Raw genomic sequence first — 13,620 nt, 5'->3', positions numbered from 1 at the left:
GGACGGCGGGCGGCGGCTTCTAGGCTGGGACGATGAGCGTTCTCGTCGTGTCCGGAACCGACTTCGGCGTGGGCAAGACCGTCGTCACGGCCGCGGTGGCCGCCCTGGCCAGGGAGCGGGGGGCGTCCGTCGCCGTGGTGAAGCCGGCGCAGACCGGCGGCGGGCACGACCTCGACGAGGTGATCCGGCTCTCCGGGGCGAGCACCACGTTCGAGCTGGCGCGTTTCGCCGAGCCGCTTTCCCCGGCCGCCGCGGCGCGGGTGGCCGGGGTGCCGCCGGTGTCGCTGACGGCCGCCGCCCGGTTCGTCGAGGAGCTGGCCGAGAGCAACCGGCTGGTCGTCGTGGAGGGCGCCGGCGGCCTGCTGGTGCGCTTCGACGAGGACGGCGCGACGATCGCCGACCTGGCCCGGCTGGTGGGCGCGCAGGTGCTGGTCGTGGCGGGGGCCGGGATCGGGGCGCTCAACCACACGGCGCTGACCCTGGAGGCGCTGGCGCACCGGGGGCTCGACCCGGCGGGCGTGGTGATCGGGCGCTGGCCGCGGGAGGCCGGGATCACCGAGCGGAGCACCGTCGCCGACCTGGAGATGCTGGCCGCGCGGCCGCTGGCGGGAGTGCTGCCCGAAGGGGCCGGGCGACTCGGCCGCGAGGCGTTCGCCCGGCTGGCGCGCGAGGGGCTGGGCGTCACGCTGGGCGGTTCCTTCGACCCGTCCGCCTTCAAGCGGCGGGTGGGGGTGCTCTAGCAGGCGGCCTCGGGCAGGCGGCAGACCTTGACGGTCATCCGGCGCGCCTGGTCGATCAGCCCCCGGAAGCCCTTGAGCGGCAGGCTCTTGGTGGGCCAGGCCGACTCGCCGGCGATGTAGAGGGCCGCGCCGCGCCTGACCGCGACCGCGTGCTCGCCGCTCTCGAAGAAGCGGCCGCCGGCGCGCAGGCCGTCGTCGCCCACGGCCAGGGGCTTGGTGAAGTAGCGGCGGCGGTTGACGCCCTTGCCCACGTCGGCGCAGCGCCGCAGGTCCGCGCGCAGGACGCGCATGGCGTCCTTGGCGTGCCGGACGCTCCGGTAGACGACGAGCTGCTCGTACTTCATCTCGTCCTCGCTGGAGTACAGGACGGCCCGCGCCTCCAGCCGGCCGCCGTCCCGCCGCCGGTAGGACAGGCAGGGGTCGAGCCGGAGCGGCTGCGTGGCGGAGTTCTTGACGGTGTAGGTCTCCCACTGCCTGGCGGGCGGGTGCTTCTCCAGGGACAACATGCCGGGCGGTAACCCGCCCAGGAGCGTGGACGCGGCCGTCAGCGCGGCGACCCCTGCTGCGAACATGCGAGCCTCCTCTTGGTCTGCTGGGGAGTGAGATGTCCGGTGCGCGGCAATCGTTCGGGGGTGGGGCTAGCTCTACCGTCCACCGGCACACCAGGCCCATTTCGTGGGGGTCTGGTGGGTCAATACCTTTGACGCATGAAAGTCCCCCGTCCCTGGTCGGCGCGTGCCTGGCTCGACACGTCCCACGTGATGATCGGGCTGCCGGTCGCCGTGGTGCTCGGCGGGCTCACGCTGATGCTGGCCGTGGCCCCGCCGGTGCTGCGGCGCGGCGTCCCGGTGTTCACCCGGGTGCAGCGGTCCAGGTTCGCGGCCTTCCTCGACGTCCGCATCCCGCCGCCGGTGGCGCCGGCCGGCTGGCGCAGGGCGGCCACCTGGCGGCAGATCGCCTACCACCTGCTGTCGCCCTTCGTGGGCGCGGCGGCGGCCTTCCTCGTCGCGCTGGCGTGGGGCGGGGCCGTGGTCGGGCTGCTGTCGTTCGTGCCACCGCGGGTGCAGGCGCCGCCGCTGGTGTTCCTCGTCGATCTGCGCGACCCGGTCGTCGTGGGGATCTCCATGGCGACCGGACTGGCGCTGCTGCTGCTCGCCCCGGTCCTGGCCAGGGGCATGGCGGCGCTGGACCTGTCGGTGGCGCGCACCCTGCTCGGGCCCAGCCGCACCGAGCTGGGACAGCGCATCGAGACGCTGACCGAGAGCCGGGCCGGCGTGATCGACGCCGCCGACGCCGAGCGCCGCAGGATCGAGCGCGACCTGCACGACGGCGCCCAGCAGCGCCTGGTCTCGCTCGCCATGAACCTCGGCCTGGCCAGGGCCACCCTCACCGACCTGCCCGAGCCCGCCCGCGAGGCGATCGAGCGGGCCCACGAGGAGGCCAAGCAGGCGCTCAAGGAGCTGCGCGACTTCGTCCGCGGCCTGCATCCGGCCGTGCTCAACGACCAGGGGCTCGACGCGGCGCTGTCCGGCGTCGCGGCCCGCGCCCCGCTCCCCGTACGCCTGCGCGTCGACATCGACCGGCGCGCCTCCCCGACCATCGAGGCGGTGGCCTTCTTCATCGTGTCCGAAGCACTGACCAACATCGCCAAACACTCCGCCGCGACCAGGGCCGAGGTGACGGTCCGGCGCGAGCGCGACCGCCTGCACGTGCTCGTCCACGACGACGGCTGCGGCGGCGCCCGGCTCGACGGCGGCACCGGCCTGCGCGGCCTGGCCCAGCGCATCGACTCCGTGGACGGGACGCTGCGCCTGTCCAGCCCGTTCGGCGGGCCGACCGCGATCGAGGTGGAACTGCCGTGCGAGTAGTGCTGGCCGAGGACTCCGTCCTGCTGCGCGAGGGGCTGATCAGGCTGCTCGACGCGTCCGGCATGCGGGTGGTGGCGGCCGTGGACGACGCCGAGGGCCTGCTGCGGGCCGTCGAGGAGCACCGGCCGGAGCTGGTGATCACCGACGTCCGGATGCCGCCCACGCACACCGACGAGGGGCTGCGCGCGGCTCTCGTGCTGCGCCGCCAGCATGCCGGCCTGGCCGTGCTGGTGCTCTCCCAGTACGTCGAGGAACGCTACGCCGCCCGCCTGCTGGCCACGGCGACCGGCGGCGTCGGCTACCTGCTCAAGGACCGGGTGGCCGACGTGGCCGAGTTCATCGACGCCCTGCGCAGGGTCGCCGGCGGCGGCACCGCCCTCGACCCCGAGGTCGTCGCCCAGCTCCTGCTGCGCGGCGACAGCGACCCGCTGGAACGGCTGACGCCCCGCGAGCACGAGGTGCTCAAGCTCATGGCCGAGGGCCGCTCGAACGCCGGCATCGGCCAGGCCCTCGTGCTCAGCGAGGGGGCGGTGGGCAAGCACATCGGCAACATCTTCACCAAGCTCGACCTGTCCCCCGCCGAGGGCGATCACCGCCGGGTCCTCGCCGTCCTGCAGTTCCTCAAGATCAGGAGCATGCCGTGAGGACCATCTGGCTGACGGCGGGGGCCGTGGCGACGGTGGCCGCCCTGCTGCTGTCCGTCCTGCTGGTCTGGAACGGGTTCGCCCGCGCCACCGCGCCGCAGGAGACGCGGGCCAGGACGGTCCCGTTCGCGCTGGACACGCTGAAGGTCACCACGGGCAGCGGCGAGGTGAACGTCGAGATCGTGCCGGGCCCCGCGGGAGAGCTGACGATCTACCGGTCCGTGGGCTGGACCTCGATCGACCGGCCGGTGATCACCGAGGACTGGAACGGCGACACCCTGCGGCTGGACATCCGGTGCGGAACCGCCTCCCGGCGGGACGGACCGGTGTGCCGGGCGGACTACACGCTGCTGGTGCCCTTCGAGACCGGCGTCGAGGCCCGGACGACCGTCGGCGACCTCGGGGTCAGCAACGTGGTCGGCGCCGTGCGGCTGACGACCGTGTCGGGGAACGTGCGGGCCGACGGGGTCACCGGCGAGGTCTGGGCCAGGTCGGGTTCCGGGTCCGTCTCCGGCCACTCGATGCTCGGCGGCCAGGCCGACGTCGAGACCGGCTCGGGCGACGTCCGGCTCGACTTCGTCAGCCCGCCCCTCGCGGTCAGGGCGGTCGCGCGGGCCACCGGAGACGTCGACCTGCGGCTGCCGCCGGAGATCTACGACGTGACGACCGAGGGCCGCCGTACCGAGGTGGAGGTCGACGCGGTGAAGGGCGCGCCCCGGAAGATCGAGGCGCGGGCGCCGCTCGGCTCGGTCAGCGTCTGCTGCGGACACTGAAGCCCGGCCGGGTGCCGGGGTCGCGCCGGCGGCGGCCGGACGCGAGCCTTAAGATCTGTTTACTCTTATCACTGGTTGGTAAGTTCCCGGCATGGAGTCTGCGAAGCACGCCGGTGACGTCGCCGTCGCCGTGTCCAAGGCCTACGGCGTCGAGACCATGTTCACGCTCTCGGGAGGCCACGTCTTCCCGCTGTACGACGGCGCGGTCCACGAGGGCATGCGCATCCTCGACGTACGCCACGAACAGAGCGCGGTCTTCGCCGCCGAGGCGACGGCCCGGCTGACCAGGAAGCCCGGCCTGGCCGTGCTGACCGCCGGGCCCGGCATCACCAACGGCGTCAGCGGCATCGCGACCGCGCACTTCAACGGCTCGCCGGTGGTCGTCATGGGCGGCCGCGCGCCGCAGTCGCGCTGGGGCAGCGGCGCCCTGCAGGAGATGGACCACCCGCCGCTGCTCGGCCCGATCACCAAGCTGTCGTTCACCGCCTCCGGCGCCGACTCGGTCGGCCAGGACGTCGAGTCGGCCTTCCGCACCGCCGTCGCGCCCCAGCGCGGCCCGGTCTTCCTCGACTTCTACATGGACCACCTGTTCGCCCCCTCGCCCGCCCATGAGGTGCACACGCAGTCGCCCTCGCCGCTGGAGCCCGACCCCGACGACCTGGCCGCCATCGCCCGGCTGCTGTCGGAGGCCGAGCGCCCGGTGCTGGTCTACGGCTCCGACGTGTGGATGGACCGGGCCGAGGAGGCCGCGCGCGACTTCGCCGAGACCTGGCGGCTGCCGGTCATCCCCAACGGCCAGGGCCGCGGCATCCTGCCCGCCGGGCACGAGCTGCTCGTCACCCGCGCCCGCAGCCTGGCCTTCTCCCAGGCCGACCTGGTCGTCGTGATCGGCACCCCGCTCGACTTCCGGCTCGGCTACGGCTCATTCGGCGGCAAGAACGGCGCGCCCCTGGCCCGCGTCGTGCACATCGCCGACGCGCCCTCGCAGCTCGCCACCCACATGCAGCCCGCCGCCAAGGCCGCAGGCGACCTGTCGGTGGTGTTGTGGAGCCTCGGCGCCGCCTGCGGCGACGCGGGGGTCAAGCCCAGCTCGTACGCCTCCTGGCTGTCGACGCTGTCCGAGGCCGCCGCCGCGGCGATCGAGGACGACGCCGAGCTGCTGGCCGCCGACACCGACCCGATCCACCCCATGCGCATCTACGGCGAGCTGGGCAAGGTCCTGGCCGACGACGCCGTGGTGATCGGCGACGGCGGCGACTTCGTCTCCTACGCCGGCAAGTACGTCGAGCCCAGGCAGCCGGGCAACTGGCTCGACCCCGGCCCGTACGGGTGCCTGGGCACCGGGCTCGGCTACTCCATCGCCGCCCGCCTGGCCCGCCCGTCCTCGCAGGTCGTGCTCCTGCTCGGCGACGGCGCCGCCGGCTTCTCCCTGATGGACGTCGACACCCTCGTCCGCCACCGGCTGCCGGTCGTCATGATCTGCGGCAACAACGGCATGTGGGGCCTGGAGAAGCACCCCATGCGGTTCCTGTACGGCTACGACGTGGCCGCCGACCTCCAGCCGCAGTGCCGCTACGACCAGGTCGTCACCGCGCTGGGCGGCGGCGGCGAGCTGGTCACCAAGCCGTCGGAGATCGGGCCGGCGCTGCGCAGGGCGTTCGACTCCGGCATCCCGTACATGGTGAACATCGCCACCGACCCGCAGATCGCCTACCCCCGCAACACCACGGGCATCTGACCTCTACGACTTCGGCGTCGCCGTGGGGGACGGCGACGGCGTCGGCGTCGTGCAGATGCCGTCGATGACGTAGAGCGTGACCACCTTCGTCTCAGGGACCACCGTGCCGCCGGCCGGCACCGTCTTGGTGATCCTGCGGCAGGCGGGGTCGTCGGTGGTCACGGACGAGTCGCGGACGTGCACCTGCAGCCCCGCGGCCTCGACCATCTCCTGCCCCTTGAGGAAGGGCAGCCCGGCGACCTTGGGCACCGTGATCTTCTTGACCGTCGGCGTCGGCGTGCTCGACGGCGACTTGGTCGGCTCCTTCGTGGTGGTCGGGGTGGTGGTGGGCGTGGTCGTCGGCTCCTCCTCGGGCTCCGACGGCTCCTCGCTCGGAGGATGCGTGGGCGGCCTGGTGGGCGTCGTGGGCGGCTTCGTGGAAGGCGTCGGCGAAGGCTTGGGCTTCTTGGGACCGCTCTTCGTCGGGCCGGGGATGTCGTCGCTGTTGCCGTTGTTGGAGGCCGTGACGGTCGGCGTCGGCGCGCCGGGCACCATGCCCGTCAGCGCCACCGCCCCCGCGCCCACGCCGAGCACCACCGCGACCGCGAGGCCGACGACCAGGCCGGTCCGGCGCGGCGCCTTGGCGGCGCGGCGGCCGCCCGGGCGGCGCTCGCCGACGGCGGCGGTGGTCTCCTCCGCCGAGGCCGGCAGGTGCGCTCCGGTCTGGAACGCGCCGGCCCCGGCCGGCGGCTGCCCTCCCGGGTAGGGGGGCGGCTGGTGGGCGCCCGTCGGCTGGGAGTGGCCCGCCTGGTAGGCGCCGGTCTGGTACGACTCGGGCGGCGCGGCCATCGTGGCGCCCGTGGCCGGCGGCGCGATCTCGGCCACCGGCGTGATCGCCTGGCCCTGCCCGGCCGCGCGGGCCGCCTCGCTCATGGCCTTCGCCGTCGGGAACCGCCGGGCGGGGTCCTTCGACAGCGCCACCTCCACCAGCGTCCGGATCTGCGGCGGGATGTCGGCGGGCAGTGGCGGCGGGGCCTCGCGGATGTGCTTGAGCGCGATCGTGACCGCGCTGTCACCGTCGAACGGCCGCTGTCCCAGCAGGCACTCGTAGGCCACCACGCCGAGCGCGTAGATGTCCACGGCCGGGGTGACGGGCGCGCCCTCGGCCTGCTCGGGCGCGCAGTAGGCGGCCGTGCCGAGCACCATGCCGGCGTCGGTCAGCCGGTTGGCCAGGTCGGAACGGGCGATGCCGAAGTCGGTGAGCACCAGCGTGCCGTCGCGCTGGACGAGCAGGTTGCCCGGTTTCACGTCGCGGTGCACGATTCCCTGGTCGTGCACCGCCTGCAGGGCCGAGGCGGCCTGCGCGATGAGCTCCATGGCCGCCTGCGGCGGGATCCGGCCGAGCCGGGCCAGGAGCCGGTCGAGCGGCTCTCCGTCCACGAACTTCATCACGAGGTAGACGGTGTCGCCGCTCACCCCGTAGTCGTAGACGTCGACCACGCCGGAATGGTTGATCGTGGCCATCGCCCTGGCTTCCCCCTGGAACCTGGCGACGAACCCCCGATCATCCATGCGGCCTGGGAGCAGCACTTTGACGGCGACGGTGCGGGCGAGCACGATGTCCTCGCCTCGCCACACCTCGCCCATGCCGCCGGCGCCGATGCGGGTATCCAGTCGATACCGCCCCGCCAGCGTCGTGCCTTGGGCCACCATGACTCCCCCGCTACCCCCCTACATCGGTAACCTCGCCCACCCCGCGGTTCTCCAACAAAGCGAACTTTTGTCGCGGTGAGGTAACACAGTGGTCACGGAAACTCCGAGAGTGTACCTGTCTCAGGAGCCCCATATGCCACTCATATGCCGCAAGCCGTACAAACCCTATCCTGGAGCCTTATGGGCGGTGTTGTCCGCGTTTCCCGGAGATCAGAACCGCCCTCGGTAGGCTGACCCCCATGACGCTCTCACCTGGCCTCCGCTCGCAACTGCTCACCATGGTCGAGAGATCCGACACAGCCGAGCGAGCCGGCAGCGGCGACGTGCCCGTGCTGGCCACGCCCAGGCTGCTCGCGCTGGCCGAACGGGCCACCGTCGAGGCCGTGCGCCCGCACCTGGCCGAGGGCGAGACGTCCGTCGGCACCCGGGTCGAGCTCGAACACCTGGCCGCCAGCGCCGTCGGCGACCACGTCGAGCTCACCGCGGAGCTCACCGGCGTCGACGGCCGGCGCCTGGTCTTCGCCTTCGAGGCCCGCGACCGGCACGGCACGCTCGTGGGCCGCGGCACGGTCGAGCGGATGGTCGTCGACCGCGCCAGGTTCCTGGCCCGCCTCAGTCGATGACGGCGATCAGGTCGCCCTCCTGGATCACGTCGCCCTCGGCCACCTTGAGCTGCGACACCACGCCCCCGTCCTCGGCGAGCACGGGGATCTCCATCTTCATCGACTCAAGGATGACCAGCGTGTCCCCCTCGGAGACCGTCTCGCCCTCCCGGACGACCACTTTCCACACGTTCGCCACCATCTCGGCGCGTACCTCGGCCACCGGCGCTCTCCTGTTCCGACGTCACCAACAATGTCGACCGGGTCAGGGCCGCATTCGCCCGACCAGACCCGTGTCGTAGTCTCCCGCGACGAATGCCGGGTTCTCCAGCAGCTCGGCACAGAAGGGCAGATTGCTCTTCGGCCCCTCGACGGTGAACTCCGCGACCGCCTTGCGGCCCAGCTCCAGCGCCTCGGTACGGTCGGCCCCGACCACGCACAGCTTGGCCATCAGCGGGTCGTAGAACATGGTCACCGTGTCGCCCGCCGCGTAGCCGGAGTCGACGCGGATGCCGTCGCCGGCGGGCTCGTCCCAGGTGGTGATCCGGCCGGGTCCGGGCAGGAAGCGTCGGGGGTCCTCGGCGTAGATCCGGAACTCGATCGCGTGCCCCTCGGGCGCCACCGTGATCTGCGGGCTCTCCCCGGCGGCCACGCGCAGTTGCAGCTCCACCAGGTCCAGGCCGGTGACCAGCTCGGTGACCGGGTGCTCGACCTGGAGCCTGGTGTTCATCTCCAGGAACACGAAGTCCTGGGCGTCGGCGTCGACCAGGCACTCGACCGTGCCCGCGCCGAGATAGCCGACGGCCTGGCCGGCCCGCACGGCCGCGGCCAGCATGCGTTCGCGCAGCTCGGGGCCGATGCCGGGGGACGGCGACTCCTCGACGACCTTCTGGTGGCGGCGCTGCACCGAGCAGTCGCGCTCGCCCAGGGCCAGCACCCGGCCGTCGGGCAGGCCGAGGATCTGCACCTCGACGTGGCGGGCGCGTTCGACGTAGCGCTCCAGCAGGACCGCGGGCCCGGCCAGCGCGTCGCCCGCGCCGCCCGCCGCGGCCGCCGCGGCGAACCTGGCCGCCGCCCTGGCCGCCTGCTCGAACGCCTTGGCCAGCCCGGCGTCGTCACGGGCCACGCTCATGCCGATCCCGCCACCGCCGCCGGCGGTCTTGACCATGACCGGGTAGCCGATCAGCTCGGCCGCGTCGAGCGCCGCGACCAGGTCGGTGACCGGTTCCCTGGTGCCCGCGGCGACGGGCACGCCCGCCTGCTCCATGAGGTTCCTGGCGTTGATCTTGTCGCCCATCCGGTCGATGGACTCCGGCGACGGCCCGATCCACACCAGCCCGGCCTCGATCACCGCCCGCGCGAACGCGGCGTTCTCCGACAGGAAGCCGTAACCGGGATGCACCGCGCCCGCTCCCGTGGCGCGGGCCGCCTCCAGCACCCTGGCGGGGTCGAGATAGCTCCGCGCGGGGTCGGCCGGGCCGATCAGCACCGCCTCGTCGGCCTCGCGCACGAACGGCAGCCCGGCGTCGGCCTCGGAGTGCACGGCGACGGCACGCAGCCCCATCCGCCTGACCGTACGGATGATCCGCCGGGCGATCTCCCCCCGGTTGGCGATCAGAACGGGTCCGAGCGTCTCAGCAATCACGCGGACCACCCTATGACCGGGGTCTGCTCGTCCCTTTTCTCGTGAAGTACCGATCAGCGGAGAATCATCTGTAGGAACCCCACAGTTATGGGCAATCGGCTACACGCGGCCTCTGCCGACCACCCGGGTCAGGGCGTCGAGGGCGGCGGCGTCGTACGCGCTGCCCGCCGTGAGCCCGATGCGCTCCAGCGCCGCCCCCGACCGGTCGCGATCGGTGGACGGACCCACCAGGTCGTCGTAGGCGTTGGCGACCCTGATGATGCGGCTGGACAGCGGCGGGTCGTCGGCGATCTCGTCGCACTGCCGCCGGACCACCTCGGCCACCCGGTCGAGGACCCCCGTCTGCCTGATCACCTCGGCCCCCAGCTCGGCGATGCGCCGGGCCTGCTCCGGATCGGCCAGCACGGTGGCGCCGCCCGGGATGGGGTCGCGCAGCGAGAGCTGGCCGATGTCGTGCATGAGGGCCGCGTACTCCAGCTCCAGCAGCTCGGGCTCGGCCATGCCCAGCTCCCGGCCGACCGCCACGGCCAGCCGGGACACCCGGCGCGAGTGGCCGGGCTCGACGTAGCCGCCGACCTCGGTGACCCGCGACAGGGCGCGGACGGTCTGCAGGTAGGTGGCGCGGATGCCGGCGTACTTGCGGAAGGCCACCTGCGTGACCAGCAGCGGCGCGGCGAACACCAGCAGCGCCACCAGGTCCATGCTGTGCGTGGCGAGCGCGAGCAGCACGCCGGAGGCGGCCACCGCCGCGCCCAGCGGGAACGCCATGTTGATCTCGTCGCGCACCGCCACCCGGAACGCGGTGCGCAGCCGCTCGGCCCGCAGCAGCGCCGCGATCAGCACGTCGACCAGCAGCGTCACCGTGATCAGCGAGACCATCACCACGAGCGCCGGCCACCAGGTGTGGGCGCCCGGCGGCGGCTTGGTGAGCTGGTAGAGCGGGTCGGCCAGCGGGCGGAAGGCGAAGGCCAGCAGCGCGCCGGTGAGCAGGCGGCGGGCCATCGCGTCGAGCCGCGGCGGCCGGCCGACGGCCAGGTGGGGCAGCGCGCCCGCGATCATCCCGGCCGCGATCACGGCCACGACCTGCAGCGCGGAGTGGCGCAACTGGTTCTGGCTGAGGTCGAGCAGCAGCGTGTAGCCGAGCGCCGCGGCGGCGCCGATGGGCGCGACCTCCCTGTTGCCCGGCATGGTCAGCCGGGCCAGCTCGCCGACCGCGATCAACGCCCCGAACCCGATGGCGATCTCGGGACGGTCGAGCCCCACGGCCGCCGTGTGCGCCACCCCCGCGACGGCGACCAGCCCGGCCGCGCAGATCAGCAGCAACTGGCCGGAGTCGAGCCGGCGCAGGACGGCGGCCTGTGCCCGGTCGGCGCGCCGGACGCGCTCTGTGGTGGTCATGGCCCGCTCACGACCTGGATCGGCATCGTCGGGTCGTCGTGGTCCTTGATCGTCGCCTCGGCGGCGTCGGGCGGCGGCGCCTCGACCCGGCGCGGCGGCTGCCAGGGATTGCGTTCCAGCGCCCGGATGAACGCGGCCACCATGACCGGGTCGAAGTGCGTGCCGGAGCACTTGCGCAGCTCCTCCACGGCCACCTCGACCGGGCGCGCCCCCCGGTAGGAACGGTCGGAGGTCATCGAGTCGAACGCGTCGGCCACCGCGATCACCTTGGCGAACTCGGGGATCTCGTCGCCGGCCAGGCCCATCGGGTAGCCGGTGCCGTCGTGGCGCTCGTGGTGGTGCATGATCCCGGCGTAGGCCTCGTCGAGGAAGCCGATGCCGCGCACGATCTCCAGCCCGCGCATCGGATGGAGCTGGATCGCGGCGAGCTCCCCCTCGGTGAGCGGGCCGTCCTTCTGCAGCACCTTCGTGGGCACGCCCAGCTTGCCGACGTCGTGCAGCATGCCGGCGTAGCGGATGGCGCGCAGGCGTTCGAGCCGCATGCCGATCTCCTCGGCGATCATGCTGGAGGCGAGCGAGACGCGCGTGCAGTGGCCCCGGGTGTAGTAGTCCTTGGTCTCGACGGCCTGGCACAGCGCGGCGATGGTGGCGTCGTAGGAGCGCTGCTGGGCGTGGTACTGGCCGAACGCCCACCGGGCCACGAACAGCGGCATCAGCACCAGCACCGCCGAGATCGACTGCACGGTCGCCCACAACCCGGCCACCAGCAGCCCGAACGTGCCGTAACCGAGATAGGACAGCAGGAACTGGACCATGCCGCGCAGCGGCACCTCCGTGGCCCGCACGCTGGTGGCCAGGCTGATCATGGTCAGCGTGAGCACGATGTTGAGCGGCACGAACACGGCGGTCGCGGCGGCGTAGGGGCCGATGAGGCTGTCGAACTCGTTGACCCGCGGCACCCCGACCGCGCCGTGCAGCCACTCGTAGACCCAGCCGGAGGCGTAGCCGCAGATGGCGAACTGGGCGCCGTTGAACAGCCGCTTGATCAGCGGCAGCCCCGGGCGCACGCTGACCGCGGCGGTGAGCCCCACCAGCGCCGCGCCCTCCGGCCCGATCAGCACGACCGCGGCCAGCGACGCCGAGAAGCTCACCGACACCGCGAACTGCTCCACGTTGAGCAGCGTCGGCATCGACTCGCACACCAGGAAGAGCAGCGCGAGCACCAGCAGGATGTCGAGATTCTCCGGCGCCACGAGCGGGCCGGAGACGATCGCGCTGTGCCCGATGAGAGCGGCCGCCGCCGCGATCACGGCGACCAGGTAGACCCTCGCGGGCCAGGGCAGGTCACGCATTGCGGCCCCCTACGGCGGTCAGGTCCAGGAAACCCCTGGCGGAAGCGCGCCGATGCCGGCCAGGGCCACCATCGAGGCGACCACGATGACGGCGGCGAGCGACCGGGTGAACCTGTCCTTCAACATCCCACATGCCTCCACGTCGACTTCTGGAGCTCACGCTACAGAACAGGACGTCACCGTACGGGCCGAGCGGGAAATCGCAAGCAAAGTGTAATCAAGCAACTACCTGGCGCGACTCCGCGCCCAGGCCACGGTGCTCTTCACGCCGGTCGGCAGGTCGGTGCGCGGCTCCCAGCGGAGCCCCTCGTGGGCGGGCACCGGATCGACGGCCATCGCGGGCAGGTCGCCGAGGCGCGGCTGCGCGAAGCCCGGCTTGTCCTGGGCCCCGGCGGCGTCGGCGATCAGCGAGTGCAGGCGCCTGTCGGTGGTCTGGATGCCGGTGCCGAGGTTGAAGCGGCGGCCGTTGCCCTCGCTGCCGCAGGCCCGGACGAAGCCGTCGACCACGTCGTCGACGTAGACGTAGTCGCGGGTCTGGGTGCCGTCGCCGTAGAGGACGGTGGGGGTGCCGTTGAGCAGGGCGTCGGTGAAGATCGACACGACGCCGGCCTCGCCGTCGGGCGACTGGCGGGGGCCGTAGACGTTGGAGAGCACCAGCGTGGTGTACTCCAGGCCGTACAGGGCGCGGAAGGTCGCCAGGTAGATCTCGGCGCTCAGCTTGGAGGCCGCGTACGGCGAGCGCGGGTCGGTGGGCGCGTCGCCGGGCACGGGGATCGTGGCGGGCCGGCCGTAGACCGCCACCGACGAGGCGAACACCACCTTGCGCGTGGTGCCCTCCTTGGCCGCCGTCAGCACCGACGCGGTGCCCTCGACGTTGAGCCGGGCGTCGTGCACGGGGTCGGCGACGCTCTTGCGTACGCTGATCTGGGCGGCCAGGTGGCAGATGACCTCGGGCCGCAGCTCGGCCGCCAGCCCGATGATCGCCGGGTCGCGCACGTCGAGGACGTGCAGGCTGAAACGGTCGCTCTCGGCGGCGTTGACCAGGTTGTCCCTGCTGCCGGAGGACAGGTCGTCTACGGCCACGACCTCGTGTCCGTCCGCGAGCAGGCGGTCGACGAGATTCGACCCGATGAAACCGGCACCACCGGTGACTAGGACGCGCATGGCG

13 protein-coding genes are annotated in these 13,620 nt (G+C 72.8%); 6 read left to right on the top strand and 7 right to left on the bottom strand.

Going from position 1 to position 13,620, the window contains the following annotated elements; all coding sequences use genetic code 11:
• Nucleotides 1–32: 32 nt before the first annotated feature.
• Nucleotides 33–740: a dethiobiotin synthase gene (bioD, locus tag ACIBQ8_RS39300; protein WP_397179809.1), complete on the top strand. Its 708-nt coding sequence runs from the start codon at nucleotides 33–35 to the stop codon at nucleotides 738–740.
• Here the strand turns inward: bioD and ACIBQ8_RS39295 are convergent.
• On the bottom strand, nucleotides 737–1,312 hold the full coding sequence (locus tag ACIBQ8_RS39295; RefSeq protein ID WP_397194583.1) for a hypothetical protein: 576 nt from the start codon (nucleotides 1,310–1,312) through the stop codon (nucleotides 737–739). The genes bioD and ACIBQ8_RS39295 overlap by 4 nt on opposite strands.
• A 135-nt stretch (nucleotides 1,313–1,447) precedes the next feature.
• Here ACIBQ8_RS39295 and ACIBQ8_RS39290 point away from each other — a divergent pair, with 135 nt between their 5' ends.
• The 4 genes from ACIBQ8_RS39290 (at nucleotide 1,448) to ACIBQ8_RS39275 (ending at nucleotide 5,763) form a co-directional block, all read left to right on the top strand.
• A complete protein-coding gene (locus ACIBQ8_RS39290; protein ID WP_397194582.1) occupies nucleotides 1,448–2,608 on the top strand; it encodes a histidine kinase in 1,161 nt (386 codons plus the stop codon).
• Complete coding sequence (locus tag ACIBQ8_RS39285; RefSeq protein ID WP_397179812.1) at nucleotides 2,599–3,252, top strand: response regulator; 654 nt, start codon at nucleotides 2,599–2,601, stop codon at nucleotides 3,250–3,252. The genes ACIBQ8_RS39290 and ACIBQ8_RS39285 overlap by 10 nt, the downstream gene beginning before the upstream one ends.
• Nucleotides 3,249–4,025: a DUF4097 family beta strand repeat-containing protein gene (locus tag ACIBQ8_RS39280; protein ID WP_397194581.1), complete on the top strand. Its 777-nt coding sequence runs from the start codon at nucleotides 3,249–3,251 to the stop codon at nucleotides 4,023–4,025. The genes ACIBQ8_RS39285 and ACIBQ8_RS39280 overlap by 4 nt, the downstream gene beginning before the upstream one ends.
• Before the next feature lie 91 nt (nucleotides 4,026–4,116).
• Nucleotides 4,117–5,763, top strand: coding sequence for an acetolactate synthase (locus ACIBQ8_RS39275; protein WP_397179814.1), 1,647 nt, complete (start codon nucleotides 4,117–4,119; stop codon nucleotides 5,761–5,763).
• A 3-nt stretch (nucleotides 5,764–5,766) separates the two neighbouring features.
• Here the strand turns inward: ACIBQ8_RS39275 and ACIBQ8_RS39270 are convergent, their stop codons facing one another.
• Complete coding sequence (locus ACIBQ8_RS39270) at nucleotides 5,767–7,455, bottom strand: serine/threonine-protein kinase (protein ID WP_397194580.1); 1,689 nt, start codon at nucleotides 7,453–7,455, stop codon at nucleotides 5,767–5,769.
• A 239-nt stretch (nucleotides 7,456–7,694) separates the two neighbouring features.
• Between ACIBQ8_RS39270 and ACIBQ8_RS39265 the strand changes: the two genes are divergently transcribed.
• Nucleotides 7,695–8,078: a thioesterase family protein gene (locus ACIBQ8_RS39265; protein ID WP_397179816.1), complete on the top strand. Its 384-nt coding sequence runs from the start codon at nucleotides 7,695–7,697 to the stop codon at nucleotides 8,076–8,078.
• Here ACIBQ8_RS39265 and ACIBQ8_RS39260 read toward each other — a convergent pair.
• The 5 genes from ACIBQ8_RS39260 to ACIBQ8_RS39240 all read right to left on the bottom strand — a co-directional run bounded on the left by ACIBQ8_RS39260 (nucleotide 8,068) and on the right by ACIBQ8_RS39240 (nucleotide 13,616).
• The gene (locus ACIBQ8_RS39260) at nucleotides 8,068–8,280 is read right to left on the bottom strand and encodes a biotin/lipoyl-binding carrier protein (protein ID WP_397179817.1); all 213 of its coding nucleotides are present in this window, start codon (nucleotides 8,278–8,280) and stop codon (nucleotides 8,068–8,070) included. The two genes, ACIBQ8_RS39265 and ACIBQ8_RS39260, sit on opposite strands and share 11 nt — an antisense overlap.
• Nucleotides 8,281–8,322: 42 nt before the next feature.
• Entirely contained in the window at nucleotides 8,323–9,702 is a 1,380-nt protein-coding gene (locus tag ACIBQ8_RS39255) for an acetyl/propionyl/methylcrotonyl-CoA carboxylase subunit alpha (protein ID WP_397179818.1), read from the bottom strand.
• Between the two features lie 99 nt (nucleotides 9,703–9,801).
• Nucleotides 9,802–11,100, bottom strand: a complete 1,299-nt coding sequence (locus tag ACIBQ8_RS39250; RefSeq protein WP_397179819.1) for an HD-GYP domain-containing protein — start codon at nucleotides 11,098–11,100, stop codon at nucleotides 9,802–9,804.
• Nucleotides 11,097–12,452 carry an HD-GYP domain-containing protein gene (locus ACIBQ8_RS39245; RefSeq protein ID WP_397179820.1) on the bottom strand — a complete coding sequence of 452 codons (1,356 nt, stop codon included), beginning with the start codon at nucleotides 12,450–12,452 and terminating at the stop codon, nucleotides 11,097–11,099. Before ACIBQ8_RS39245 ends, ACIBQ8_RS39250 begins: the two co-directional genes overlap by 4 nt.
• Before the next feature lie 225 nt (nucleotides 12,453–12,677).
• Complete coding sequence (locus ACIBQ8_RS39240) at nucleotides 12,678–13,616, bottom strand: NAD-dependent epimerase/dehydratase family protein (protein WP_397179821.1); 939 nt, start codon at nucleotides 13,614–13,616, stop codon at nucleotides 12,678–12,680.
• Nucleotides 13,617–13,620 lie beyond the last annotated feature (4 nt).

The sequence above is a fragment of the Nonomuraea sp. NPDC049646 genome, from assembly GCF_044465525.1.
Taxonomy (GTDB): Bacteria; Actinomycetota; Actinomycetes; order Streptosporangiales; family Streptosporangiaceae; genus Nonomuraea.
The sequence above is the reverse complement of the archived record's forward strand: the minus strand, read 5'-3'. Positions and strand labels throughout refer to the sequence as shown.